The following is a 25,128-nucleotide window of genomic DNA, read 5'->3' on the forward strand; positions in this document are numbered from 1 at the left end:
GCCGTCAGAGCGCCCCGGTCGCCGCCGTCTCGCGCACGCGAGTCGTGTCGCCGAACACCAGCAGCCGGTCGGCGAGCTTGTCGACGAAGAACCGGTCGTGGCTGACCACGACGACCGCACCCGGGAAGTGCGTGAGTGCCCGCTCCATCACCTGGGTGCTGGTGATGTCGAGGTGGTTCGTCGGCTCGTCGAGCACGATCACGCCGGCGCCTGAGAGCAGGCACTGCGCGATCGCGACGCGAGCCCGCTGACCACCGGAGAGGGTGCCGATCTTCTGCTGCAGGTCGGCATCGGAGAACTGCAGCATCGCGAGGAACCGGTTCACGCTCTTCTTCGTCGCCGTGAACGCGAGCGAGTCGGGGTAGGCGTTGACCGCGTGTCCGACGGTGTCCTCGAGATCGAGCTCGGCGTAGACCCGGTTGTACGAGACGAAGCGCACGCCCTTCGCCCAGCGCACGGTCCCGGCATCCGGTTCGGTCTCGCCGGTGAGCACGTCGAGGAGCGTCGACTTGCCCGAGCCGTTCGACCCGAGCACCGCGACGCGGTCACCGCGGTGCAGGCTGAACGTGAGGCCTTCGAAGAGCGGCGTGCCGTTGAAGCCCTTGGTGAGTCCCTCGACCGTGAGCAGGTCGTTGCTGACGCGCAGCCCGTCGTAGATGGCGGTGATGATCTGGTCGATCGGGCGCGGCGCCTGACGCTTCTTGATGTCGGCGAGCCGGCGGGCCACTGCGTTCGCGGGGTTGCGGGCCGCCTCGCGACGCGCGGTCGACGCCGCCTGCTCGTAGGCCAGCAACTCCTCCTCGTGCGCGAACTGGCGCTCGAGCATCCTCAGCCGCGACTGCTTGGCGTGCACATAGGCCGAGTAGTTGCCCTCGTACTCCTGCAGGCGGTAATTCTCGATCTCGACGATGCGGTTGACGACCCCGTCGAGGAACTGCCGGTCGTGCGAGACCACGAGCACGGCGCCGGCGAAGCCCTGCAGCCAGCCCTCGATCCAGCGCACGCCGTCGAGGTCGAGGAAGTTCGTCGGCTCGTCGAGCAGCAGCACGTCGGGCGCCTGCACGAGGATCAGCGCGAGCGCGGCGCGGTTGCGCCATCCGCCAGACAACCGGTCGACGGGAAGGTGCCGCCGCTCCTCGTCGAAGCCGAGGCTCGTGAGCACGGTGTCGATGGTGTTCTCGTAGGTCCAGCCGCCGATGGCGTCCATACGCTCGAACAGCTCGCCCTGCTCGGCGAGCAGGCGCGTCATCGCGGCATCCGTCATCGGCTCGGCGAGCTGCACGCCGATCGCGTCGATGCGGGCCTGCGTCTCGTGCACCGCAGCGAAGTGACCGCTCAGCGTCTCTTGGGTGCTCTGCTCGCCGTCGAGCTCGGAGAACTGCGAGAAGTACCCGATCGTGGTGCCGAGGGTCGCGTCGACGGTGCCGCCCGATGGCTCCTGTCGCCCGAGCACGAGCTCGAGGAAGGTCGTCTTGCCCGTGCCGTTCTTGCCGATGAGGCCGATGCGGTCACCCTGGCGCAGCTTGAGGAACGCCTCCCGCAGCACGGGTCGCCCGTCGAACTCCATGCTCACGTCGTTCAGGCGGATCAGGCTCACGGGTGTCCTTGCGTTGGGCGAGGGCCCACTCTACCCGGCGCGTCGCGGCCGAGCCTGTGAAGGAGAACCCCCTCAGCCCGATGACGGCGGCGTCTCGGCTCCTGCCGTCGCGCCTCCCTCGACCGCGACGATGCGGTGATCCTCGGCGTGGGTGAGCTCTGTGCGCAGGAAGAGCTCATCGGTCGGCAACCGCAGGTCGAAACGGGCGAAGGCCGCCACCCGCAGGTCGCCGGCGTCGACGGCGAGGTCGAGCACGTGTCCGCCGAAGCCTCGATCATCACTGAGGAAATGGAGGTGGAGCCCGGCGACGGCGATGCCCTGGTAGATGGCCGGGGTCCAGAACCCCACCAACGTGCCACGCACCGCCTTCTCGACCGTCTCGACCTGGTGACTCGTCACTTCGGCGAGCATCGGGAGCGGATGGTGCTGCCGGGCCGTGATTCGCACGCGGACCTCCGACAGCACGCCGTCGAACCGGACGGCGTGGAAGAGGTTCCTGCTGGTGAGCGCCCCCTCGACGGATGCCGCGAATCCCGCGAGATCCCGCTCGTTCACGCTGACCGGCGCGAGGTCGGGAAACCGGCACACGATGGCGAACGGCAGGATCTCGTCGTCGTCCATCGCGACGGGAGGACTGTCGAGCGTGCATTCGATCACCGCACCGTCGAGGATGACGACCTCGCCGCCGAGGTGGTCGACGCAGCCGAGGCCGAAGTCACCGATCGAACGCGCTTCGGCGACCGGCAGGCCCGACTCGTATGCGCCGGCGAGCAGGGCGTCGAGCACGGCGAACTGCGTCACGGCAGCACCGGGCTCGGAGGGTCGACGTGTCACGGTGCGAGCGTACCCCGGCCCGGTGAGGACCGATCGATGTTCGGTTAGCACGTTGGGCGGCGATGCGGGCGTCATCCAACGCCTCTACCTTCGGTGATCCAGGCACTTATGCTTCACCCACGAGCGGAGCGCCCAGGAACTCGCCTGCTCGTGCGCCGCGTCGGTTCGGCGGCTCTACCTCCGCCGCGTCGAGGAATGACCGCGCCGAGACGGCGCTCTGCTCATCGAGGAGCCAGAGTACGAGGCGTGCCGGGCCGCCGCTCGGGGGCACGGTGATCGTCTCGGCGTCGGACAGTGTGAACGGCTCGATCCGGATCACATCGGTGGAGGCGTCTGTGCGTTTCGGGAGTTCGTCGACTGGGGATCCGGCTGGAACCCACGCCGCGTGCACCGTGGCGTGCAGAGCCGACTCGCCGTGATGCGAGACATGCACCTCGATGGAGAACGGCTCGGTGGGCGGCAAGATGTCGGCTCCTGCGGACAGGGGTACGGTGACAAAGACCGAGCTGCTCGCCATGAACAGCCCGACAGGATGCCGCTCGTGCTCCTCGGCGAGCACGAGTTCGACGGCCGGTTCGACCACGTCGCGATCGACAATGTGCGTGCCGCGCACGACGCCGTCTCGCACCTCATCAGCCTCGGCCGCCGCCGCATCGCCGCCATCGGCACACAACCGCTCGAGGAATACGCGACACCGTTGCAGCGCACCGCCGGCTACGAGGCTGCACTGCGCGACGCGGGAATCGACCCCGAGCCCAGCTACGAGAAGTCTGCCGCCCACTACAGCCGCGGCGACGGATACGCCGCAGCCACTGCGCTCCTCGAGTTGAGCCCGCGCCCCGACGCGATCTTCTGCTTCTCAGACCTGCTCGCCATGGGTGCCATGCGCGCGATCTTCGACGCCGGCCTGCGCGTTCCCGACGACATCGCGGTGATCGGCATCGACGACATCGAAGAGGGCCGATTCGCACGGCCGTCGCTCAGCACGGTCTCCCTCGACACACCGTTCATCGCCCGTGAGGCAGTGCACCGAATAACGACCCGAATCGACGATCCGACGTCGCCCGCGCAGGAGATCGTCGCTCCACACCGGCTCATCGCCCGAGAAAGCACGATCGGCACGACTCCCCGTAACTGAGCCTCGGCAACAAGGCGGTACTCGCTGAATCCGGCACGGTGTTGTTCGCGAACACGAATCTCGGCGCGGGCGACTGGACCGAGGCGGAAACGCCGGTCACTGTGAACCCGACCGGCGGTTACGGCTCAGGCGTCCCATCGTGTCCCGGCTACCCCACGCCGATGATTCCGCGAGAGGACGGCACCAGCTACCTCTACCTCGCCGCAACCTGGCTCGGAACCGGAAACCAATGTGAGCTGCGCTTCGGTATCGGCATACTCCCCGAGCACCGACGGCCCCGCGCGTCGGACAACTACGTGTCGACGACCTCGAGCCGTTGCTTGAGGAGGGCGAGGCTCGCGGGAATCTCAGTGCGCGCACCGCGGTTCGCCATCAACCGGATCACCTTGCCGATACCGCGACCCTCGAACCAGATGCGGTAGTCGACGTGCGTGCCTGTCGGGTCGACCGGGAGGAGTGAGATCGCAACGTGGGCCCGGACCAGGCCCTCGATACCCTCGACCGCCCAACGACCCCCGGGCGCGCACTCGGTGACTTCCCACCGCATCTTCTGCGTGCCGCCCGGCACCCTGCGAACCTCGTACCCCCGCATCCCCACCTGCCGAATTGCGGGCGGCTCGGCGCCGGCCTCTTCCACCGACGGCTGCCACTCAGGAAGCCGTGCCGTGTCGGTGACGTAGTCGAAGACCTCCTGCGGAGTCCGGGCGATCTCGGTGCTGCATTCGATGACCTTCATGGCGGCCACTCTCCTCAATTGTCGGCATTTCCTTGCCCGACTTATATTGATGCCAGTATCATTCTCCTTAATGTCAGAGGTGTCAAGACGTACGTACGACGCAACGCGTCGGCGACAACAGGCGGCCCGCACGCATGCTCGTATCGTCGAGGTCGCCGGGCGGCTGTTCGTGGAACGTGGATATGCCGGCACCACGATCCCCGCAATCGCCGGCGAGGCCGGCGTGGCCGTGGAAACCGTCTACCGTGCGTCGAGCGGCAAAGCCGGACTCCTTGCCGACGCCGTGCGGGCCGCCGTCGCGGGTGGAGCCGAACGCGCCGACGTTCCGATCACCGAACGGCCTGCGATCCGGCGGATCATCGAGGAGGCAGACCCAGTCCGACAGTTGCAGCTCTACGCCGCGACGCAACCCGGGATCTGGTCTCGCGTCGGCCCCCTCCTGCGCGTGCTCGACGCCGCCGCCAATAGTGACGCCTCGCTGGTCCGATTCCGGGAGCAGATCGTTGCCGACCGGCGGCACGGCCTGCGAGACGGGCTCGGGCAGATGCTCGAGCAGCGCGGGATGCTGAGTGCCGGCGTCACCGCCGAGCGGGCCGGCGATATCGTGTACGCCATCTGCGGCCAGGCCAACTACCTGGCCCTCGTCGACGACTGCGGGTGGACGGAGGCAGCATACGAGTCTTGGCTGTCCGAGACGCTGATCACCGCCCTGCTTCCCCGCGCAGCGGCCGACGAGGGTGACTGACGATGAGTGCTCAACTGGGGAGTTCGACGGTATAGGAGACGATCTCGCTGACGCGTCCGTCGACGAAGTCGTAGATGTCGCACGACGCGACGACCGAGACGTCTCCCCCTGCGTCGGTATACCTGGCGAGGCTGTCGACCACGACGCTCTCGTTGGCGACTACGACGCTCTCGTTGCCGACCACGACGCTCTCGTTGCCGACCACGGTGCGGAAGCGCTGGAACTCGGTCGTGATACCGGCGAGATCCGCGGAGGTGCGCGCGCAGGCCTGCTTCACCGCCTCGGGCCCGATCACGGGTTCGGCGCCGACGAGCGTCCAGACGACGTCGCCGGCGAGGTGCGGCAGCGCAACCTCGAAGCGATGGCTCGAGAACGCGCGGGCGATCTTCTCGTTCGTGAGGTCCATGGGCCTGCCCTCCTGCGCGGGTGGCCCGCGCTTCGGCGGATGCTGGATGCGTTCAGCCTCGTGCTGCCACCGGCATCCGTCAAGGGTCGCTGCCGAGCGCATGACCCGATTCGATCGCGATGGCCTGGACCTCGGGCCGCGCGGAGGCGCCGCTACCCGTCGAACCCGACGCGATCGACGCGTCGGTGATACCGGACCCCGATGACGGCGCCGAGGATGGCGCCACCGAGGCTTGCCACGGCGACGACGACCGCGGTGATGCTGCCCGCAATCGTGAGCACGCCCTCGGAGACCGGGATGCGGGGGAACGTGTTCAGCTCGCCGAGGACGTCGTACTGGCTCCCCAGCACGACGCTGACGAGTGCGACCACGATCGCGATGACGAGCGACCACACCCAGACGGCGAGCCCCTGCCTGACGCCGTTGAAGCGGGCCATGCGCCCGGTGACGTAACCGCCGCAGTAGTAGGCGACGAGCACGATCACGAGCAGCGCGCCGGCGCCGATCCAGCCGATCGTCTCGGTATCGAAGGGGCCGACGCCCGCGGATGCTCCGGGGTCCAGCATCACGCCGAGGCCGAGTGCGGCGCCGGTGGCGGCGAGGAGCCCGGTGAGGATGGCCGCGGTGCCCGTGGCGGTGAGCCACCCGAAGAACGCCGAGCCGACCTTCACGCCGCCGAACTCCTCTCGTTGGCGTTCGATGACCTCATCGGTGGTGAGCGGGCGGGAGTCGACGACGTCGTCCCAGGCGTCGGGTGGCGTCTCGACGGTCGTCTGCGAGCCCGTTGTGGGCGCAGGGTCCAGGTTTCGGAACGGCTCGGCCGGGTCTCGATTCGGATCTGCGGGGTACAGCGGGTAGGTCACGGTGTCTCCTCGTCACTCGCTCGACGCCGGGGGTAGCGCCAGCGCGAATCTACGCGAAACAGCTCGCGGCGGCGAGCGGCGCTGCAACCGAATCTGCTTCGACGTCATCACCGGCGGCTCATGTCCTCGGTGATCCGTACGCTCAGACGGAACCCGAACCCGAACCCCGAGCACGAGGAGACCGAGCCGAGATGATGGGCGTCAATCACGCCACGAGCGGAGCTGCAGCATGGATCGCAGCGACCGCGGCGATGCCGTACGTCACAACGGGGTACTACCCCCTCGACTCGGTCGGCGTGATCGCCGGCTCCCTCGTCTGCGCTGGAGCGGCGCTCCTGCCCGACGCCGACCACCACAACGCGACCATCGCACACTCCGTCCCCATCGTCGGGTCACTGGCCGCGGGCGCGGTGGGCGCAGCCACGGGCGGTCACCGGCACGGGGCGCACTCGGTTCTCGCGGTCGCCGCCGTCGCTCTCGCGTCGTTCGCGCTCGGCCACGTCACGATGACGACCGAGAACCTCGGCACCTTCGCAATCGGGCCTGGAATCGCGACGATGGCGCTGGTGTGTTTCGCGCTGAAAGCCCGAGACCTCGTGGAATCGTGGCTCACGGCGTGGATTCTCGGGGCGATTGCCGGCGCACTCATCGTGTTCTTCGCCCCACACCAGCTGGCCTGGTTCCCGATCGCCGTCACGCTCGGATATGCGGTGCACCTTGCCGGCGACTTCCTCACGACCGGCGGCCTGCCTGGACTTCTCTGGCCCTGGGTTCCGAAGCCCCCGGAGGCGCTGAAGACAGTGCCCGTGATGAACCGCGTCTGGATGGCCAACGGCTACATCACCATGCCGGTTCTCGGGAACGCCGGGTCCGTGAGGGAGATGCTCCTCGGCTTCGTGCTCGCCCTCTACTGCGTCTACGGTCTTGCTCACGAAGCCCTCCGCGGCTTCGGCGTCGACCTGCTGAGCATCCTGTAGGCGTGTCGCGCTGACGTGTACTGAGAGGTCCTCCCTCGTTTCCGCTAGTGCGCGTAGCTTCGAACAGATGACTGAAACAGCGACGCTGAACTCACTGACCCTGAACAACGGAATCACGATGCCCGCGCTGGGCTTCGGCGTGTTCCAGACGCCGCCAGACGAGACCGTCGAGGCCGTGGCATCCGCTCTCCGCATCGGGTACCGCCACATCGACACCGCCGCCGCGTACCTGAACGAACGCGAGGTCGGCGAGGGTATTCGGCGCTCGGGCCTCGACCGTTCGGAGATCTTCATCGAGACGAAGGTGTGGATCAGCGACTACGGCTACGACGAGACGCTGCACGCCTTCGAGAAGAGCACGCGCAAGCTCGGAGTCGACGCGCTCGACCTGTTCATCCTGCACCAGCCCATGCCGAAGCGGTTCGATGCGACCGTGCAGGCGTACCGAGCGCTCGAGAGCCTGCTCGCCGACGGGCGCGTGCGTGCGATCGGCGTGAGCAATTTCATGCCCGACCACCTCGCGTCGCTGCTCGAGCAGACCTCGGTGGTGCCGGCGGTGAACCAGGTCGAGGTGCATCCGTACTTCTCGCAGCCCGAGGTCAGGGCCGCGGATGCCGCGCACGGCATCCTGACGCAGGCGTGGTCGCCGATCGGCGGCATCACGTTCTACCGCGGTGAGGGCAAGGGAACGCTCGACGACGACGTGATCGGCGGCATCGCCGTGAACCATGGCAAGACACCGGCACAGGTGATGCTGCGCTGGCATCTGCAGCAGGGCCGTTCGGCCATCCCGAAGTCGGTGCGTGCCGAGCGAATCGCGGAGAACTTCGACGTGTTCGACTTCGAGCTCGCTTCGCCGGAGCTCGAGGCGATCGACCGACTCGACACCGGCGTGCGCGGCGGACCGAACCCCGCCGACATCACGACGGAGACCTTCGCGCTCACCATCCCCGAGGCGTAGCTCGCACCTCGCCTCCAGCGGGTCGCGGGCTACCCGCCGTCGGTCTGCAGGAAGGCGAGCACTGCGGCGACACGGCGATGCACGCCCGTCTCGGGCAGGCGGAGCTTGGTGAAGATCGCGTTGACGTGCTTCTCGACGGTGGATGACGAGAGGTAGAGCGACTGCTCGATGCCCGCATTCGTGCGGCCCTGCGCCATCTCACGCAGCACATCGAGCTCGCGCGGCGACAGGGCCGCGAGCGGACTCGTCGCGCCCGCGCTCCGGCGGCGCACGAGCGTGTCGACGATCTGCGGATCGATGACGGAACCGCCCGCGCGCACCTCACGGAGGGCGTGCACGAGGTCTTCGAGATCGCCGATGCGATCCTTCAGCAGGTAGCCCAGCCCGGCCGATCCGTCGGCGAAGAGGGCGAGCGCGTAGCTCTCGTCGGCGTGCTGCGACAGCACCACCACGCCCGTTTCGGCGTGCGCGGTGCGGATCGCGCGGGCCGCCTCGATGCCCTCCATGTGGTGGCCGGGCGGCATCCGGATGTCGGTGAGCACTGCGTCGGGGTTGAGGCGCCGCACGGCGTCGAGCAACTCGGTCGCGTTGCCGGTGCCGGCGACCACGTCGATCTCGCCGGAGTCCTCGAGCAGGCGACGAACTCCCTCGCGCACCAGGTAGTTGTCCTCGGCGATCACGACCCGCAGCATGCCCTGTTCACTCAACGCGATCTGCCTCTCGCTCGACGGGGAGGTCGACGAGCACGGTCGTGCCCGACGGGTGGTTGCCCGAGACGCTCACCGTACCCCGCAGCGCCGCCACCCGGTCGCGGATGTTCGCCAGGCCGCCACGCGATGCATTCGCCGCCGCGAGCGTGCCGATGCCGTCCCCGTCGTCGCTGATCGCGATCCGCAAGTGGCCGTTACTTCGCTCGAGCCCCACTGCGGCGCGGGTCGCATTCGCGTGCTTCGCCGTGTTCGCGAGCGCCTCCCGCACGACGTAGTACGCCGTCGTCTCCACGTCAGCGGGGAATCGCTCGGCGCGCACACCGTCGTCCGCTTCGACGGTCAGCGGGATCGGGAACCTCGCCACGCTCGACTCGACCGCGGCCACGAGGCCGTTGTCGCTGAGCACGGGCGGGTGGATGCCGCGGGCGAGTTCGCGCAGGTCGGTGAGCGTCTCCCGGGCCTGGTCCTGCAATTCCGTCAGCTCCTCGGGCGTGAGCTCCCCGCGCTGCAGTCGGTTGCGGGCGAGGCGGAGTCCGGCGATCTGCGCCACCACGGTTTGCTGGATGCCGTCGTGCAGGTCCCGCTCGAGGCGCTTGCGCTCGTCGTCCTGTGCGGCGACGAGGCGCTCGCGAGAGGCGGTCAACTCGTCGAGTTGCTCCGCGAGCTGCGCGGTGAGCCGCACGTTTGCCACGGATGCCGCAGCCTGGCCGGCCACGGTGCGCAGCAGCATCCGCTCGGCATCGCCGTACTCCCCGCGGCGACGCGCGCCCACTTCGATGCGTCCGAGCCGCTCGTCGCCGCGCACGAGGTCGCACGTCTCGACCGGCTCGCCGGCCCCAGCCACCTCACCGGCGACGCCCTCGGGCGACGCGGCGAGCGCGCCATCCGCCGACGCCAGCCGGATCCGCACCCACGACGCGCCGAGCCCCTCGCGCACCGCCTCGGCCAGCCGGGTGAGCAGCTCACGAGGCTCGACGGCCTGCTCGAGGCGCGCGCCGAGTTCGCCCAGCATGAGGAGCTGGCGGTCGCGGTCGCCGAAGAGCGCGCGGTGGATCCACCGTTGCATCCACGTGCGAGCGGGCAGCAGGCCCACGGCCGCCAGCGTCGTGATGAGCACGGCAGGCACGACCCGGAGTCGATCGGAAAGCAGCACGGCAGGGGTGGCCACGCCGATGGCGTACACCACGGTGATGAGCAGGTTCGAGGAACGCGCGACGAGGCGGCCCCGGTCGCCGGGGGCGATGTCGAAGGCGCCATAACGGAAGATGCCGTGGATCGCAGCGATCGGCAGCGCGATGAGGGACGCGTAGACGCCGAACTCGACGAGCACGAGGCCCGGAAGGAAGGTCCACAGGCTGAACGCCACGAGGCACGCGGTGACCGTGATGGCCATGACCCGCGTGCGAGCTCGCACCCGGGGTTCGCCGAACAGCGCACGGAAGCCGAGCACCGCGAGCCCGAGGAATACAGCCGGAGACGGCTGGTACACGAGGTAGTGCACGGCTGTGGCCGCCCACTCGAGCCACGGCACCGCGTACGGGTTCGGGAGCGCGTCGCCGCTGATGCCGATGTACGGCGGCATCACCACATGCGGAGTCGTGAGCAGGGTCAGCGGCCCGACGAGCATCGGCGTCCACAGGAAGACGACGGCCATCCGCTGCCAGCGCCGCTCGGGCACACCGTCGGGGAACGTGGCGAACACGATCAGCAGCGCCGAGGTGGCCACCGCGTCGGCGGTGAGCCCCACCACGTTGAAGAGCGGGAACCACGGCTCTCCGAGGAGCTCGATGTTCCGCTGCACGAAGGTCTCGTAGGCCGAGCCGGCGAGCATCGCGGTGGCGGCGAGGGCGACGAGCACCGCGGTGCGCGACGACGACACCGTGAGCAACCACATGCCGAACACGAACAACGGCAGAGCGCCGAGCAAGGGCCAGGCGAGACCGTGATCGGCGTCGCCCTCGACGAATCCGCGGACGACGACGATGTAGACGAGTGACGCGACCCCGATCGGGCCGAGCACCGCAAGGCACACCCATCTTCGTTCCACAGTCCCATGGTCCTCCTCCCGGGCGTTTCGCGGGAGAGGGTCACCCCCGGCCGCCCTTAGCGGCTAGCCCCCATCGAATGTGCGGCACTCCGCCATGCGAGGTCGGGTCTGCTGCGTTCCGGCATCCGCGCCCGACCGAGAGGGTGAGGGTCGAGCGGATGCCGCGACCAGGCGCCGCACGAACAGGGAGAGACATCATGCGCAAGATCTACGCAGGCCTGGCCTGGATCATCGCGGGCGGCGTCGTCGTGCAGGCCGCCGCCATCGCCTTCGCGTTCGGCGGCGTGCTCAACCGCGTGTCGAACGGTGACGTCGTCGACAAGGCGCTCCTCGAGAGTGGCGGGGCCGGGGGCTCCGGCGAGCTCGGCTTCTGGATCCATGGGATCGTGGGCGGCGTCGTCATCCCGCTCATCGCCGTCGCGCTGCTCGTCGTCTCGTTCTTCGTGCGGGTGCGAGGGGCGAAGCTGTGGGCCGCGATCACACTCGGCCTGGTGTCACTGCAGGTCACGCTCGGCGTCTCGATCACCGACGTGCCCTACCTGGGCCTCATCCACGGTGCGAACGCGCTCGCGATCGTGCTCGCCGCGGTGATCGCCGCGCTGCGCATGCGGCGCACGCCGTCGCGCACGCGCGCTGAGGAGGCGACCTCCGATGCCGTCGCGGCGTGAGCTCCTTCGGGGGGTGGCGATCGGCGTCGCAGTCACGACCGCGCTCGGCGCCGGCGCCCTCGCCTGGAGTTCCACGCTGCTCGGCGAGTACTCGGTGATGGCCATGGGCGAGGGGCACAGCGGCGACGGGTATGCCGGCCACGACGGCCACGCGGAGCACGGAACGAGCGGGGCGGACCCGTCCGCGGCATCCGGAAGCACCGGCGCTGTGAATGTGAATGAGGTCGACGTGACCTCGCTGACAGCCGATCCCGAACGGCCCGCCGACGTGCGCGTCGAGCTCGTCGCTCGTCAAGACACGGTCGACGTGCCGGGCGGACGGGCGATCGAGGGCTATACCGTGAACGGCACGTCACCCGGACCCGAGCTGCGGGCGCGGCAGGGCGACCTCGTCGAGGTCACGTTCGTGAACGAGTCGGTGACCGACGGCGCGACGCTGCACTGGCACGGCATCGACGTGCCGAACGCGGCCGACGGCGTCGCGGGCATCACACAGGACGCCGTGCCCGTCGGCGGCCGTCATGTCTACCGCTTCGAGGCGACGGATGCCGGCACGTACTGGTACCACTCGCACCAGGTGTCGCACGAGCAGGTCGAGGGCGGCCTGCTCGGCGCGATCGTGATCGAGCCGGCGTCGCCGACGGATGCCGCGGCCGACCTCGAGGCCACCGCACTGCTGCACGTCTACGGCGGGCAGCACACGCTCAACGGCCGGGTCTCGGACGAGCACGTCGACGCGGCACCTGGTGCGACCGTGCGGGTCCGCGTGATCAACACCGATCAGGGCACGGCCGCCGTGTGGTCGGCAGCGCCGTTCCGGGTGCTCGCCACGGACGGGCACGACGTGAACGAGCCGACCGACGTCGACGGGCAGCGGCTGCTCATCCCGGCCGGCGGGCGAGCGGATGTCGCGGTGCAGGCTCCTCCCGAGGGCGATGCGGTGCGGCTGCACGTCGGCGGCGCGCGCAGCATCCTGATCGGCGACCCCGAGGCATCCGCTCCGCCGACTCCGCAGCCCGCGGAGACCCTCGACCTGCTCGCCTACGGCACGCCCACCCCGCTGTCGTTCGACCCGGCGTCAGCCGACCGCTCGTTCGACTACGTCATCGCGCGGCGCTTCGGCCTCATCGACGGTCGCCCCGGCAACTTCTGGACGATCAACGGACGCATGTTCCCCGACGTGCCCATGTTCCACGTTCGCGAGGGCGACGTCGTCGTGATGCGCATCGTCAACGACTCGGGCGACGTGCACCCCATGCACCTGCACGGGCACCACGTCGTCGTGCTCTCACGCGACGGCGACGCGGCATCCGGCAGCCCCTGGTGGGTCGACTCCCTCGACCTCCACCCCGGTGAGTCGTACGAGATCGCCTTCGTCGCCGACAACCCGGGCATCTGGAGCGACCACTGCCACACGCTCGCGCACGCGGTCGACGGCCTCGTCGCCCACCTCATGTACGAGGGCGTCTCGACGCCGTTCACCATCAACGGCGCCGCCGGCAACCGGCCCGAGTGACACGCGGCCGCGGCATCCGGCGAGTGCTCAGACGCCTCCCTCGAACCGAGCCTCGCCGCGATCGTCGAGGGCAGTCAGGATGCGCCGCCGCTGCTCCTCCCCCACCTCGCCGAGCTCGTCGAGCCGGTGCCAGCCGACCTCGGTCATCTCGCCGTCGGCGGGATACGGCTCGCCCCCGAGCCACGTGCAGCGGAACGTGAGGTCGAGGTAGTCGGCCTCGTCGCCGTTCTCGTACGTGATGCGCGGAATCTGGTGCACCCACGCGAGGCGATCGACGCGGATGCGCACGCCCGCCTCCTCGAGCGCCTCGCGGCGCGCGGCATCCGCCGGCTCCTCGCCGGGGTCGACGATGCCCGTGATCGGCGTGAGCGCGCCGTTGTCGGAGCGGCGGCCGAGCAGCACCTCGTCACCACGGAGGATCACCGCCGTCACTCCGGCGAGCGCGAGCGGTCGAGTGCCGACATGGCGGCGCAGTTCGAGTACGAAGTCGGGGGTGGCCATGGCGCCACCCTAACGAAGCCGGCGCCATCATCGGGAATGGATACGAGGTGCCAGGAAGTCGCGTTGGTCGTCCGTTCGTCGCGGAAATCGACCGCCTGTCGCACAACGCGACCATTGACCGTTCTCGGCATTTCGGCGCCCGGGATCGCTCCTACGGTGACCGTACGCAACGATGCGACCCGAGGAGGATCCCCATGACGTCAGAGCTGCAGCGAACGACGATCGAAGCCGAATCCAGCGACGAGCTCCAACCTGATCCGAGTCTTCCGCCCACGGCGGTGCCGGAGCACGAGCTCAGACGCGAGGGCAAGTGGACCTGGCCGAAAGCACTCCTGTGGGCGGCGGTCGCCCTGCTCGGCGGGATCGCGTGGGTGATGATCGCCATCGTGCGCGGCGAGACCGTGAACGCGATCTGGTTCGTCTTCGCGGCCGTGTGCAGCTACCTGATCGCCTACCGCTTCTACTCGAAGGTGATCCAGCGCTTCATCGCTCGCCCCGACGATCGTCGCGCGACACCCGCCGAGGTCAAGGCCGACGGCAAGGACTTCGTGCCCACCGATCGGCGGGTGCTCTTCGGGCACCACTTCGCCGCGATCGCCGGTGCCGGACCCCTCGTCGGTCCGGTGCTCGCCGCGCAGATGGGCTACCTCCCGGGCACGATCTGGATCATCGTCGGCGTCATCCTCGCCGGCGCGGTGCAGGACTACCTCGTGCTCTTCTTCTCGATGCGCCGCGGCGGACGCACCATCGGCCAGATGGCCCGCGACGAGCTCGGCAGAATCGGCGGCACCGCGGCCATGATCGCGTCGCTGCTGATCATGCTCATCATCGTCGCGATCCTCGCGCTCGTCGTCGTCAACGCCCTCGGCGAGAGCCCCTGGGGCGTCTTCAGCGTCTCGATGACCATCCCGATCGCGCTCTTCATGGGTGTCTACCTCCGCTACCTGCGCCCGGGCAAGATCACCGAGGTGTCGCTCATCGGCTTCGTCCTGCTCATCGCCGCGATCGTCGCGGGAGGCTGGGTCGCCGCAACCCCGTGGGGCGCCGAGCTCTTCCACCTCGACCGCACGACCATCGCGTGGGGCATCATCGTCTACGGCTTCATCGCCGCAGTGCTCCCGGTCTGGCTGCTGCTCGCCCCGCGCGACTACCTGTCGACCTTCATGAAGATCGGCGTCATCGTGATGCTCGCCGGTGCGGTCGTCGTCGTGCGCCCCGAGATCACGGTGCCCGCCTTCAGCGAGTTCGCCGGCGGTGAGCTCGGCCCGGTGTTCTCCGGTCCGCTGTTCCCGTTCCTGTTCGTGACGATCGCCTGCGGCGCGCTCTCGGGATTCCACGCCCTGATCGCCTCGGGCACGACACCGAAGCTCATCGAGAAGGAACGCCAGAGCCGCTTCATCGGGTACGGCGGCATGCTCATGGAGTCGTTCGTGGCGATCATGGCGCTCGTTGCCGCGATCTCCCTCGATCGGGGCATCTACTTCGCCATGAACTCCTCACCCGCCGCGACCGGCGGAACCATCGAGGGCGCGGTGGCGTTCGTCAACGGGCTCGGCCTCATGGGCGTGAACCTCACGCCTGACATGCTCTCCTCGGCGGCCGCGGCCGTCGGCGAGGAGTCGATCGTCTCCCGCACCGGTGGCGCACCGACACTCGCACTCGGGCTCGCGCACATCATGCAGCAATTCCTCGGCGGCGCTGCGATGGCGGGCTTCTGGTACCACTTCGCGATCATGTTCGAGGCGCTCTTCATCCTCACGGCCGTCGACGCCGGCACGCGTGTCGCGCGCTTCATGCTGCAGGACACCATCGGCAATGTGTTCCCCAAGTTCAAGAACACGGCCTGGCGGCCGGGGGTCTGGATCTCGACCGCGATCATGGTCGCCGGATGGGGCTACATCCTGATCCTCGGCGTGACCGATCCGCTCGGGGGCATCAACACCTTCTTCCCCCTCTTCGGCATCGCGAACCAGTTGCTCGCCGTCATCGCGCTCGCCGTCGTGCTCGCGATCGTCGTCAAGCGCGGCAGAAGCTACTTCAAGTGGCTCTGGATCGTCGCCCTGCCGTTGGGCTTCGCCGCGGTCGTGACGATCACCGCGTCGATGTTCAAGATCTTCTCTGCCGTGCCGCAAGTGGGCTACTGGGCCAACAACATCGCGTTCCGCGACGCCCTCGCCGCTGGTGAGACGTCGTTCGGCACGGCCACCAGCGTCGAGGCGATGGAGGCGGTCGTTCGCAACACGTCGGTGCAGGGCACGCTGTCGATCGTGTTCGTCACCCTCGCGATCATCGTGCTGATCTCGTCGATCGTCGCATCCGTCACGGCCCTGCGCAACGGCGGGGGCGACAACCATGAAGATGCGCCCGTGGCATCCCGCCGATTCGCTCCGTCAGGACTCATCGCCACGACGGCCGAGAAGACCATCGAGCGCGAATGGGCGGCGCTCCCCGCTGACCGGCAGCCGGAGTCGGTGCGTCACTGATGGCCGAGCTGCTCAAGGCCCTCAAGCGTGCGCCCGGAGCCATCGCCTGGTACGTCCAGGACCTGATGGGCGACAATTCCTATCAGCGCTATCTTGAACACCACCGCTCGAATCACGGCCAGGAACACCAGCCGCTGAGCGAGCGACAGTTCTGGCGGCAGAGAATGGATGACCAGGACCGCAACCCGGGGGCGCGCTGCTGCTGACGACGACGTGACGAGGAGCCCACATGATCGACGACGTGTGGGCCCTCGTCATCGCCGGCATCGGCATCGGCATCGCGGTGACGCTGCTTTTCCAGCTGGTGTGGCGACTGATGCGCGGCTCACGCGACCTGGGCAGTGATGCCGAGCGTGCGACCTTCCGCACCCTCTCGCTCGCATCGCGTGCGGCCGTGCACCTGCGGGGAGGTCTCGACACCGGCGACCTGCACCGCGCGTCGCGAGCGCTGCGTTCCCTCCTCGGCAGTGACGCGATCGCCATCGCGAACCGGCAGGGCGTCGTCTCCATCGACGGGCGGCCGAGCCTCTCGGATGCCGCGTGGCAGGTGGCCTCGAGCGTGATCGAGACCGGTCAGCGACAACTGCTCACCCCGACCTCCGACGCACGACCTGCCGCAGTCGGAGCGCCGGTCGTCGCGAACGGCCGAGTCGTCGGCGTGATCGTCGCCTTCGCCCCCAAGGTGCGCCCGCCGCTCGTGCGGGCGACCACCGAGGTCGCGAAGTGGTGCGGCGCACAGATCGAGCTCGGCGAGCTCGAGACCTCGCGCGCCGCCCTCGCCGAAGCAGAGCTGAGAGCCCTCCGCGCGCAGATCAGCCCGCACTTCGTCTACAACGCGCTGGGTGCCATCGCGTCGTACATCACGACCGACCCGGAGCGGGCGAGGGATCTGGTGCTGGACTTCGCAGACTTCACCCGGTACTCGTTCCGGCGGCAGGGCGAGTTCACCACGCTCGCCGAGGAGCTCAAGAGCGTCCATTCGTACGTCGAGCTCGAGCGGGCCCGCTTCGAGGAGCGCCTGAGCGTCACGCTGCAGATCGCACCAGAGACGCTCGCGACCGTCATCCCGTTCCTCAGCGTGCAACCGCTCGTCGAGAACGCCGTTCGGCACGGGCTCGAGCCGCGCGAACGCGGCGGCACCATCGTCATCGCCGCGCGCGACGACGGCACGCACACCGAGATCACGGTCGACGACGACGGGGTCGGCATGCAACCGGCTGAGCTGCGGGCCCTGCTCACCGCCGGCGACGTCACCGACCACGTCGGCCTGCGCAATGTCGACTCCCGCATCCGCCGCATCTACGGCGACGACCACGCCCTCGTGGTCGAGACGAATCCCGGGGCGGGCACGATGGTGCGCATGCGCATCCCCAAGTCGCAACCGTTCAACGACACGGAAAGGCCGGTCGATCGATGACAGCCGCAGACGAGTCAGGTGCCGACGCGGCGGCCGGCACGATCGACGTGCTCATCGCCGACGATGAGCGGCCCGTGCTCGACGAACTCGAACAGCTCCTGCGACGTGATGCGCGCATCGGGGGGATCTGGCGAGCATCCTCCGGTTCCGAAGCGGTTCGCCTCCTCGCCGAGCACCAGGTCGACGCCGCGTTCCTCGACATCCACATGCCCGGGCTTTCGGGGTTCGACCTCGCGCGCGCGATGTCGCGGTTCACCCAGCCGCCATCGATCGTGTTCGTCACCGCAGACGAGGCAGGCGCCGTCGAGGCGTTCGACTTCGCCGCCGTCGACTTCATCCTCAAGCCGATCCGGCGGGAACGGCTGCACCGCGCCATCGGGCGGATCATCGCCGGACGAGAGACGCCGAACGAGCCGGAGGCCCCGCTCGACGAGAGCATCCCGGTGAGGGTCGGGCACATCACCCGCGTCGTCCACCGGAACGACGTGCGCTGGGTGCAGGCCGAGGGCGACTATTCGCGACTCGTCACCGAGACCGGCAGCCACCTGATCCGCGAGTCGATCTCCGACCTCGAGCTGCGCTGGGCCGAGGCTGGCTTCATCCGGGTCCATCGCTCGTACCTCGTCGACCGCAACGCCATCACCACGATCAAGCTCACCGGCTCGCACCCCTCGGTCAGCGTCGGCTCGGAGGAGATCCCGGTCAGCCGCCGATCGATCGCCGCCGTTCGCGAAGCGATCCTGCAAACCCGTGAGGGCCGAGGATGACCGATCCGGATGCCTCGCGAGGCGGGCCGCCCGCCGAACCTCGACGCGGGCAGGGCAAGCCGATCCGCGAGCGAGTGAGCTCCGCCGACCAGCCGTCGAATCGAGCCGACCCATTGGTGCGCGTGGGGGCATCACAGGTCAGCGAGGCGGAGACGGTGTTCACCCGCAGCCTCATGCGCACGCAAGGCCGCCTTGCGCTGGCCTGCGTGCTCTCGTTCGTCGTCGTCGTGGCATCCGTCACCTTCGTGATCAGCCGGATACCGGAGCTGCACGACCTCTCGATCGGCGGCGTTCCGCTGCCGTGGCTGATCCAGGCCTACGGCTTCTACCCGATCATCATCATCTACGCCGTGGTCTTCGCGGTCGCCGCGATGCGCACCGAGCGCCGGTTCAATGCCCTCGTGGAGCACGAATGAACCCGATTCTCGCGGTCGGCGCGATCGCGCTCGTGCTGGTGGTCACGTCGCTCATCGGCGTCTACGGCCTGCGGATCTCCCGCACCACGAGCGACTTCTTCGTGGCGTCCCGCACGGTGCGTCCCATCTGGAACGCCTCCGCCATCAGCGGCGAGTACCTGTCGGCGGGCACGTTCCTCGGGCTGTCGGGGCTCGTGCTCCTCTCCGGCTCCGACGCATTCTGGTTCCCCATCGGCTATGCCGCCGGATACCTGCTCGTGCTCATGTTCGTCGCCGCTCCCCTGCGGCGAAGCGGCGCGTACACGATCCCCGACTTCGTCCACGCCCGCCTCGACTCCATCACCGCCCGCCGCATCACGAGCGCCCTCGTGCTCGTCATCGGCTGGCTCTACATCGTGCCCCAGCTGCACGGTGCCGCACTCGCGGTCAACGTCGTCGCCGACATCCCGCCGTGGGTGGGCGCCGTGGTCGTCGCCGTCGTCGTCAGCGGCTCCGTTGCGGCGGGCGGCATGCGATCCATCACCTTCGTGCAGGCATTCCTGTTCTGGCTCAAGCTCGGCGCACTCCTCGTGCCCGTCATCTTCTTCGTGATCACGATCGGCGGGCACGAGCCCAGCATCGACCCCGAGCTCGTCTTCCCTGCCGAGCGCGGTCCGAGCGGACTCGACGCCTACACGACGGCGTCGCTGCTGCTCGCCCTGCTCTGCGGCACGATCGGCCTCCCGCACGTGCTCGTGCGCTTCTACACGAGCCCGACCGGGAGCTCGGCCCGCTGGACGACCGTCATCGTCATCGCCATGATCAGCGCCTTCTACATGGTCTCGGGCACGATCGGCCTCGTCGCCCGGGCCACCGCACCCGATCTCGCCCAACCCGGTATCGCCGACACCGTGGCGCTCCTGCTCCCCTCGCGCCTGATCCCGGGGATTGCGGGAGAACTGCTCACCGCGCTGGTCATCGCCGGTGCCCTGGCGGCGTTCCTCGGCACGTCGTCGGGACTCGTCGTGTCGCTGTCGAGTGTCGTCAGCCAGGACCTCTTCCACGGCACCGTCCGCTCCTTCCGGTGGGCGGCCGTCGTCTGCGCCGCCGTGCCGCTGGGATTCGCGCTCGCGACGGTTCCCCAGGGCCTCGTGACCTCCGTCGCCAACGTGTTCGTCTTCGCCGCCTCGGCGCTCTCGCCGGTCATCGTGCTCGGAATCTGGTGGCGTCCACTCACGGCTCGAGGCGCGATCGCCGGAATGCTCGTCGGGGCGGCGCTCTGCGGGGCCGCGCTCATCGGATCCTCCGTGTTCGGGACGCAGGCCGGCCCCGCCGCCGCGCTGCTCGCGCAACCGGGAGCCTGGACGATCCCCGCCGCCGCGCTGACGACGATCGCCGTCTCGCTGCTCGACCGCCGCAAGCCGCTGAACACCGAACGGATGCTGAGCCGGCTCCACACCCCGGAACTCCCTCGGGTGAGCGGATCGTCGAGCGGGTCGTGACGCGCGAGCTGCACCCTGCATCGTCGCCCCGGCCTGGCGTATCGAGCAGTTCTGACGAAGTTGACCGCCGACGTCGAGGCGAGGATCGCCGCGCTCGTGAAGAGGGCGGTGAGCTGAGGGCTCGCCGCCCCGGCTTCTACTTCTTCCGCACCAGCACCTCCGACGACGGCGCCGACACGGGCGACGAACCGATCTCGTTGTGCGCCACGATGGTCGCGCGGTACTTCGCACCCGGCTGCAGGCCGGTGAACGTCACCGTGACCGAGGTGCCGCCGACCTCCCTGACGAGGGTCGGCTGATCGGTCCCACGCGGGGTCAGCGTGATCGTGTAGCCCGAGATCGCCCGGCCGCCGTCGTCGGGCGCCTCCCAGCGCACCGTGATGGACGCCGGTCCGGCCGTCACCCTGGGCGCGTCTGGCCGCGCGGGCACCGAGGGTGCCGGGCGTACCGGACCGACCTCGGCGCTCTCGGTCGACGGGCTCCAGAGCGGTTTCCCGGCCGTCACGGTGACGCCGATCGTCGCGTCGAGGTCGGCCGAAGTGAGCACGTACTCGACGCCGGTGGCGTCGGCGATGTCCTCGCCGTCGCGCGTCCACTGGAAGGCCGATGCGGTCCACGGGTCGGCCACCGCGGCGGTGAGCGTCTGGCCCACCTCCGCCTGGCCGCTGATCGCGACGCCGAGCGGCTCCGGGTCGACCACGGTCTGCGGGTCGACGCTCTCGAGGGTCGGCGTGACGGTCTTCATGAGGCCGTTCTCGTCGAACTCGATGCGGTCGATCGTCGTCTCGCGGTGGGTGCCATTGCCGTCGGGCATCGCGAACCGGTGGTAGGCGATGTACCAGTCGTCGGTGCCGGGCACGTTGATCACCGAGCTGTGGCCCGTTCCGCGGATCCCGAGCGACGTGTCCTTCTGCAGGATGACGCCACGGGAGGTCCACGGCCCATCGATGCTCGTCGCGGTGGCGTAGCCGACGCGGTAGTTCTCCGAGCCGGTGTCGTCGATCGAGTACGTGAGGTGGTACAGCCCGTCGCGATAGTTGACGAATGAGCCCTCACGGAACGACGTCAGGCCGCTGATCGCCTTGATGGTCTCAGGCTTGATCGACACCATGTCGTCGTTGAGCTCGGCGTAGAGCGGGCTGCCGTTGCCCCAGAACAGGTAGTGCTTGCCGGTCACCGGGTCGTGGAACGCGGCCGGGTCGATCGCCTGCCCCGACTTCACCGCCTCCCCGTTGGTGATCATCGCCGTCGGCTGCGCGACGAACGGACCCTCGGGATGGTCGGCGACCGCGACGCCGATCGTCTTGCGGTTGAGCGCCGCGTTGTGGCCGCTGAAGTAGAAGTAGAACTTCCCGTCGCGCTCGATGACGGTCGGCGCCCACGCGTTCCCCGTCGCCCACGGCACGTCGCCGTTCGCACCGTCGAGTGTCAGGATGGGCTCCGCCGAGCGCTCCCATTCGACGAGGTCCTTCGACTTCCAGACGTAGAACTCCTTGCCGCCCCACCCTGCGAACCCGTCGGTGGTCGCGTAGATGTAGTACGTGTCGCCGAACACCGCGATGTTCGGGTCGGCGTAGTGGCCCGGCAGCACCGGGCTGGCCATCACGCGCGCCTGCATCGTCCACGTCGCCGTCGAGCCGTCGGGGGCCGTCAGCGTGACCACCAGCGGTTCGCCGAGGTCGACGGTGTCACCCGAGGCCGGCGACGCCGTCACTCCGTCGGCGGTGTCGAAGACCGGCGTGAGCGCCGCGACATCCGTGCCGGGAACGACCGGGAAGACCACCGTGCGTGCGGCGGCGTCGACGATCGGCGCGACCTTCAGCTGCGAGGGGTCAGCGAGCGTGACGCCGGCGAGCGCCCCGGTGTTGCCCGACCGGGTCAGCACCTCGCCAGGGCTCAGCGCGCGGTTGTAGAGCGCGAACTCGCGGAACTGGCCGCGGAAGCGCGGGTCGGCGTTATAGAGCGAGCGGCCGAGGTAGTTGGCGAGCGTGCTCCCGCCGCCGAGGTCGCCGGGGTCCAGCGTCACGCCCGTGTTCCTGGCGACCTCGACGCCGTCGAGGTACAGCCGGGCGGTCGTGCCCTCGAGCGTGTAGGTGAGGTGCACCCACTTGTCGCGTGGCAGCGCCGAACCCGAGCTCACGTTCTGCTCCGTCGTCCAGTTGCCCGACGCGATGCCCGTGCGGTAGGCGCTGTTGCCCGTCGTGAAGAGGTACCCCTGACCGACACCGGATGCGTCGGTGTTGCCGAAGCCGTAAAGGAAGTACGAGCCCGACTGCGAGGGGCTGATCTTCACCTCCGCTTCGACCGTGACGTCTTGGACGCCCGTCAGGAGGTGATCGGGCAGGTCGACGTAGTCGTCGGTGCCGTCGAACGTGAGCGCGTCGCCCTGCCAGGCGGCTCCGCCGACGATGGTGCCGTCGTGGCCGTTGCCCGAACGGTCGGTCACGACCGTGCCGGCGGCATCCGTGAAGTCGTAGCGCAGGATCTCGCCGTCTTCATTGGCCTCGACCGGCGGCGGGCCGGCCGTGAGCCGCTCGAGCTCGGCCGCGGTCACCGGGAGGACGGTGCCGTGCCGCGGGCTCGCGGGCAGGTCGTAGTTCGCCGCGACCTTCCAGTCGGGCGTGGCGATGTCGGCGGTCTCGAGCGGGATGTACCCGCGGCCGCCGAACTCGTCGACGAAGAGGTAGGTCTTGTCACCGTTGACGTCGCCCGGGTTCGAGTGGAAGACCGTCGGCCCTTCGACGGCGCTCGTGCCCGCGTCGCGGCCGATGCACGAGTCGATCATCGTCCACGACGTCAGAGGCGCGCGCAGCTCGGTCGACGTCTCCTGGATGATGTCACTGCATCCGGTGCTGCCGGCGCCCTCGTCCTTCGTGAACCGGTGGTACGTGTCACCGTCCTTGATCACGGTCGAGTCGATGCGCGACATGCCGTCCTGCCAGATCTGCGGCTCGCTGAAGGTCACGAAGTCACGCGTGGTCGCGTACAGCATCCGGTTGTAGGTGCTGCCGGTGTGACCCGGGTCGTTCTCGGCGTAGAGCTTCGATGCCCAGAACACCACGAACGCGCCGATCGACTCGTCGTAGTACGCCTCGGGCGCCCACGTGTTGCCGGCCGTGTCGGGCGAGACCTTCACGTGCCGCTGCTCCGACCAGTTCACCAGGTCGTGCGATTCCCACACCTCGAGGTGCAACGAGCCCTGGCGCTGCGAGGCGTCCCAGCTGGTGCCGCTGCCGATCGAGAGGTCGGTCGCGATCAGGTAGAAGGTGTCGCCCTCGGGCGAGCGGATGATGAACGGATCGCGCAGGCCCTTCGTGCCGTACTTCGAGGTGAGCGTGGGCTGTCCGCCGTTGAGCTCGGTCCAGTCGAGCGCGTTGTTGCCGTTGCTCGCGGCGAAGTAGATGTTCTCGCCGGCGATCGAGTTGCCGGTGAAGTAGGAGAACGCATAGCCCTCGAACGGCTCGAGCGCCACTGCTGCGCGCACGGTCGCGACGAACTCGCGCGTGGCCGTCGCCCCGTTGCGGGTGACCGTGGCGGTGAGCGTCACATCGGTGTCGGAATCGGGGCGCACGACCACGCCGTCGGTCGCGATGGTCGCCGGTGCCGGCGACGCCCAGGCGACCTGGGTGCCGGCCGGCGCACCGGGAAGCGTGAGGTTGCCGCGCACGTCGCCGACGTTCGTGATCACGAGCGCAGCGGCCGCCGCGTCGACGATGGCCTGGTCGTCCTCCTCGGCGATCACGGTCGCCTCGAACTGCTTCGTGCCGGTGGCGCCACCGCGAGTGACGGTGGCGGTGAGCGTGACGGATGCGTCGCCGTCGGATGCCGCGGGCCGCGTGACGACGCCCGACGCCGAGACCGCCTCGGGGTCGCTCGACGCCCACGCGATGGCGGCGCCGTTCGGTCCCGACGTGGGGAGCGTCAGGTTGCCCTGAACGGCGGAGAGATCGCCGAGGTCGAGCACCGCGAGGTCGCGGTCGACCTTGACCTGGTCGGCGGGCTGCAGCGCCGCCACCTCCTGGGCGGTGAGTGCCACGTCGTAGATGCGGAAGTCGCGAAGGCTCCCCGCGAGGTACCGGTCGGCGGTGTACACGGATCGGCCGAGGTAGTTCGCGGCCGTGACGCCGTTCCCGATCGAACCGGGCGTGATCGTCACGTTCGTGTTCTGCGCCACCTGCACGCCGTCGAGGTAGATCCGCGCCGTGTTCGAGGGGTCGTCGAGCGTGTAGGTGATCGTCTTCCACACGCCGCGCGCGAGGTTCGCGCCGCTGTTCACGGTCTGCTCGGTCGACCAGTTGCCCGACGCGATCGACGACCGGTAGGCGTTCCCGGTGGAGAACAGGTAGCCGTTGCCGGTGCCCGACGAGGTGTTGCCCATGCCGTAGATGAAGTACGGCGTGGACTGCGTCGTGCGGATGAGCACCTCGGTGCTCACGGTGATGGAGGTGAGGCCGGCGAGGATGTTGTTCGGCAGCCGCACATGATCGTCGACCCCGTCGAGCCGCACGCCCTCGCCCCCGGTGAGGGTCGGGCCGCCCACGATGGTGGCGTCCCGACCGTTGCCCGACAGGTCGGCGGCGACCGCGCCGCTCGTCTCGTCGAGCGTGTAATGGGCGACGAGACGTTCGTCGGGTACTGCGAACGCGGGTTGGGTGGCCGTGACCGCGACCGAGACGCCGAGGAGGGCGGAGGTCACCACCGCCAGGGTTCGTCGAACGACGTTGTGCTTCATTGCGCAATCCTTCGGATGGGCCCCGGCATCGCGGACGGGGTCGCAGATATGACAAGCGCGATGTTATCGCTCACAATCTGCAAGCACAACATTGTGTCGTTGATGCGTCGCAGCCCTTGAACTCGGCGACGCT

At 69.0% G+C, this 25,128-nt stretch carries 22 protein-coding genes; 12 read left to right on the forward strand and 10 right to left on the reverse strand.

Annotated elements, in window-relative coordinates:
• Positions 1-4: 4 nt before the first annotated feature.
• The 3 genes from J7E25_RS09370 to J7E25_RS09380 all read right to left on the reverse strand — a co-directional run bounded on the left by J7E25_RS09370 (position 5) and on the right by J7E25_RS09380 (position 3,014).
• Entirely contained in the window at positions 5-1,597 is a 1,593-nt protein-coding gene (locus tag J7E25_RS09370; RefSeq protein ID WP_214869858.1) for an ABC-F family ATP-binding cassette domain-containing protein, read from the reverse strand.
• 72 nt (positions 1,598-1,669) lie between these two features.
• On the reverse strand, positions 1,670-2,431 hold the full coding sequence (gene budA, locus J7E25_RS09375; protein WP_308164468.1) for an acetolactate decarboxylase: 762 nt from the start codon (positions 2,429-2,431) through the stop codon (positions 1,670-1,672).
• Between the two features lie 106 nt (positions 2,432-2,537).
• Positions 2,538-3,014, reverse strand: a complete 477-nt coding sequence (locus tag J7E25_RS09380) for a hypothetical protein (protein WP_214869860.1) — start codon at positions 3,012-3,014, stop codon at positions 2,538-2,540.
• Here J7E25_RS09380 and J7E25_RS09385 point away from each other — a divergent pair.
• Positions 2,973-3,569 (forward strand): LacI family DNA-binding transcriptional regulator, encoded by a 597-nt coding sequence (locus J7E25_RS09385; protein ID WP_214869861.1) that lies wholly within the window; start codon positions 2,973-2,975, stop codon positions 3,567-3,569. The two genes, J7E25_RS09380 and J7E25_RS09385, sit on opposite strands and share 42 nt — an antisense overlap.
• Before the next feature lie 292 nt (positions 3,570-3,861).
• Here the strand turns inward: J7E25_RS09385 and J7E25_RS09390 are convergent, their stop codons facing one another.
• Entirely contained in the window at positions 3,862-4,305 is a 444-nt protein-coding gene (locus tag J7E25_RS09390; protein ID WP_214869862.1) for an SRPBCC family protein, read from the reverse strand.
• A 79-nt stretch (positions 4,306-4,384) separates the two neighbouring features.
• Here J7E25_RS09390 and J7E25_RS09395 point away from each other — a divergent pair, with 79 nt between their 5' ends.
• Positions 4,385-5,050, forward strand: coding sequence for a helix-turn-helix domain-containing protein (locus J7E25_RS09395; protein WP_308164469.1), 666 nt, complete (start codon positions 4,385-4,387; stop codon positions 5,048-5,050).
• A 10-nt stretch (positions 5,051-5,060) separates the two neighbouring features.
• On the opposite strand, the gene J7E25_RS09400 is transcribed toward J7E25_RS09395, so the two are convergent.
• Together J7E25_RS09400 and J7E25_RS09405 are read right to left on the reverse strand one after the other, a co-directional pair.
• On the reverse strand, positions 5,061-5,558 hold the full coding sequence (locus J7E25_RS09400) for a nuclear transport factor 2 family protein (RefSeq protein ID WP_214869864.1): 498 nt from the start codon (positions 5,556-5,558) through the stop codon (positions 5,061-5,063).
• Between the two features lie 50 nt (positions 5,559-5,608).
• Positions 5,609-6,319, reverse strand: a complete 711-nt coding sequence (locus tag J7E25_RS09405; protein ID WP_214869865.1) for a hypothetical protein — start codon at positions 6,317-6,319, stop codon at positions 5,609-5,611.
• Positions 6,320-6,510: 191 nt separating this feature from the next.
• Here J7E25_RS09405 and J7E25_RS09410 point away from each other — a divergent pair, with 191 nt between their 5' ends.
• Together J7E25_RS09410 and J7E25_RS09415 are read left to right on the forward strand one after the other, a co-directional pair.
• On the forward strand, positions 6,511-7,296 hold the full coding sequence (locus J7E25_RS09410) for a metal-dependent hydrolase (RefSeq protein WP_214869866.1): 786 nt from the start codon (positions 6,511-6,513) through the stop codon (positions 7,294-7,296).
• Between the two features lie 67 nt (positions 7,297-7,363).
• Positions 7,364-8,257 carry an aldo/keto reductase gene (locus J7E25_RS09415; RefSeq protein WP_251038897.1) on the forward strand — a complete coding sequence of 298 codons (894 nt, stop codon included), beginning with the start codon at positions 7,364-7,366 and terminating at the stop codon, positions 8,255-8,257.
• Positions 8,258-8,286: 29 nt separating this feature from the next.
• Here the strand turns inward: J7E25_RS09415 and J7E25_RS09420 are convergent, their stop codons facing one another.
• Both J7E25_RS09420 and J7E25_RS18330 read right to left on the reverse strand, forming a co-directional pair.
• Positions 8,287-8,964, reverse strand: a complete 678-nt coding sequence (locus tag J7E25_RS09420) for a response regulator transcription factor (protein ID WP_251038898.1) — start codon at positions 8,962-8,964, stop codon at positions 8,287-8,289.
• Entirely contained in the window at positions 8,957-11,014 is a 2,058-nt protein-coding gene (locus tag J7E25_RS18330; protein WP_214869867.1) for a histidine kinase, read from the reverse strand. The genes J7E25_RS09420 and J7E25_RS18330 overlap by 8 nt, the downstream gene beginning before the upstream one ends.
• A 197-nt stretch (positions 11,015-11,211) precedes the next feature.
• Between J7E25_RS18330 and J7E25_RS09430 the strand changes: the two genes are divergently transcribed.
• Complete coding sequence (locus J7E25_RS09430; protein WP_214869868.1) at positions 11,212-11,682, forward strand: hypothetical protein; 471 nt, start codon at positions 11,212-11,214, stop codon at positions 11,680-11,682.
• Complete coding sequence (locus J7E25_RS09435; RefSeq protein ID WP_214869869.1) at positions 11,666-13,198, forward strand: multicopper oxidase family protein; 1,533 nt, start codon at positions 11,666-11,668, stop codon at positions 13,196-13,198. Before J7E25_RS09430 ends, J7E25_RS09435 begins: the two co-directional genes overlap by 17 nt.
• Before the next feature lie 27 nt (positions 13,199-13,225).
• Here J7E25_RS09435 and J7E25_RS09440 read toward each other — a convergent pair whose 3' ends face one another.
• Entirely contained in the window at positions 13,226-13,699 is a 474-nt protein-coding gene (locus J7E25_RS09440; RefSeq protein ID WP_214869870.1) for an NUDIX domain-containing protein, read from the reverse strand.
• Between the two features lie 194 nt (positions 13,700-13,893).
• On the opposite strand from J7E25_RS09440, the gene J7E25_RS09445 reads away from it, so the two are divergent.
• Genes J7E25_RS09445 through J7E25_RS09470 form a run of 6 tightly spaced genes read left to right on the forward strand, consistent with a single transcriptional unit; the run spans position 13,894 to position 20,263 of the window.
• Positions 13,894-16,182, forward strand: a complete 2,289-nt coding sequence (locus J7E25_RS09445) for a carbon starvation CstA family protein (protein WP_214869871.1) — start codon at positions 13,894-13,896, stop codon at positions 16,180-16,182.
• The gene (locus J7E25_RS09450) at positions 16,182-16,388 is read left to right on the forward strand and encodes a YbdD/YjiX family protein (protein WP_214869872.1); all 207 of its coding nucleotides are present in this window, start codon (positions 16,182-16,184) and stop codon (positions 16,386-16,388) included. Before J7E25_RS09445 ends, J7E25_RS09450 begins: the two co-directional genes overlap by 1 nt.
• A gap of 23 nt (positions 16,389-16,411) precedes the next feature.
• Complete coding sequence (locus J7E25_RS09455; protein ID WP_214869873.1) at positions 16,412-17,599, forward strand: sensor histidine kinase; 1,188 nt, start codon at positions 16,412-16,414, stop codon at positions 17,597-17,599.
• Positions 17,596-18,366: a LytTR family DNA-binding domain-containing protein gene (locus J7E25_RS09460; protein WP_214869874.1), complete on the forward strand. Its 771-nt coding sequence runs from the start codon at positions 17,596-17,598 to the stop codon at positions 18,364-18,366. The genes J7E25_RS09455 and J7E25_RS09460 overlap by 4 nt, the downstream gene beginning before the upstream one ends.
• A complete protein-coding gene (locus J7E25_RS09465) occupies positions 18,363-18,782 on the forward strand; it encodes a heavy metal transporter (RefSeq protein ID WP_214869875.1) in 420 nt (139 codons plus the stop codon). The genes J7E25_RS09460 and J7E25_RS09465 overlap by 4 nt, the downstream gene beginning before the upstream one ends.
• On the forward strand, positions 18,779-20,263 hold the full coding sequence (locus J7E25_RS09470; protein WP_214869876.1) for a cation acetate symporter: 1,485 nt from the start codon (positions 18,779-18,781) through the stop codon (positions 20,261-20,263). The genes J7E25_RS09465 and J7E25_RS09470 overlap by 4 nt, the downstream gene beginning before the upstream one ends.
• Before the next feature lie 136 nt (positions 20,264-20,399).
• On the opposite strand, the gene J7E25_RS09475 is transcribed toward J7E25_RS09470, so the two are convergent.
• A complete protein-coding gene (locus J7E25_RS09475) occupies positions 20,400-24,995 on the reverse strand; it encodes a family 43 glycosylhydrolase (protein ID WP_214869877.1) in 4,596 nt (1,531 codons plus the stop codon).
• Positions 24,996-25,128: the final 133 nt, after the last annotated feature.

The sequence above is a fragment of the Agromyces sp. ISL-38 genome (genome assembly GCF_018613935.1).
GTDB lineage: Bacteria > Actinomycetota > Actinomycetes > Actinomycetales > Microbacteriaceae > Agromyces.

Bases quoted from the DNA above. Each gene is read 5' to 3' on its own strand.
- J7E25_RS09445 (WP_214869871.1), top strand. From the start codon at position 13,894: ATGACGTCAGAGCTGCAGCGAACGACGATCGAAGCCGAATCCAGCGAC.
- J7E25_RS09470 (WP_214869876.1), top strand. From the start codon at position 18,779: ATGAACCCGATTCTCGCGGTCGGCGCGATCGCGCTCGTGCTGGTGGTC.
- J7E25_RS09410 (WP_214869866.1), top strand. From the start codon at position 6,511: ATGATGGGCGTCAATCACGCCACGAGCGGAGCTGCAGCATGGATCGCA.
- J7E25_RS09435 (WP_214869869.1), top strand. From the start codon at position 11,666: ATGCCGTCGCGGCGTGAGCTCCTTCGGGGGGTGGCGATCGGCGTCGCA.
- J7E25_RS09455 (WP_214869873.1), top strand. From the start codon at position 16,412: ATGATCGACGACGTGTGGGCCCTCGTCATCGCCGGCATCGGCATCGGC.
- J7E25_RS09390 (WP_214869862.1), bottom strand. From the start codon at position 4,305: ATGAAGGTCATCGAATGCAGCACCGAGATCGCCCGGACTCCGCAGGAG.
- J7E25_RS09430 (WP_214869868.1), top strand. From the start codon at position 11,212: ATGCGCAAGATCTACGCAGGCCTGGCCTGGATCATCGCGGGCGGCGTC.
- J7E25_RS09460 (WP_214869874.1), top strand. From the start codon at position 17,596: ATGACAGCCGCAGACGAGTCAGGTGCCGACGCGGCGGCCGGCACGATC.
- J7E25_RS09400 (WP_214869864.1), bottom strand. From the start codon at position 5,558: ATGCGCTCGGCAGCGACCCTTGACGGATGCCGGTGGCAGCACGAGGCT.
- J7E25_RS09465 (WP_214869875.1), top strand. From the start codon at position 18,363: ATGACCGATCCGGATGCCTCGCGAGGCGGGCCGCCCGCCGAACCTCGA.
- J7E25_RS09440 (WP_214869870.1), bottom strand. From the start codon at position 13,699: ATGGCCACCCCCGACTTCGTACTCGAACTGCGCCGCCATGTCGGCACT.
- J7E25_RS09415 (WP_251038897.1), top strand. From the start codon at position 7,364: ATGACTGAAACAGCGACGCTGAACTCACTGACCCTGAACAACGGAATC.
- J7E25_RS09475 (WP_214869877.1), bottom strand. From the start codon at position 24,995: ATGAAGCACAACGTCGTTCGACGAACCCTGGCGGTGGTGACCTCCGCC.
- J7E25_RS09450 (WP_214869872.1), top strand. From the start codon at position 16,182: ATGGCCGAGCTGCTCAAGGCCCTCAAGCGTGCGCCCGGAGCCATCGCC.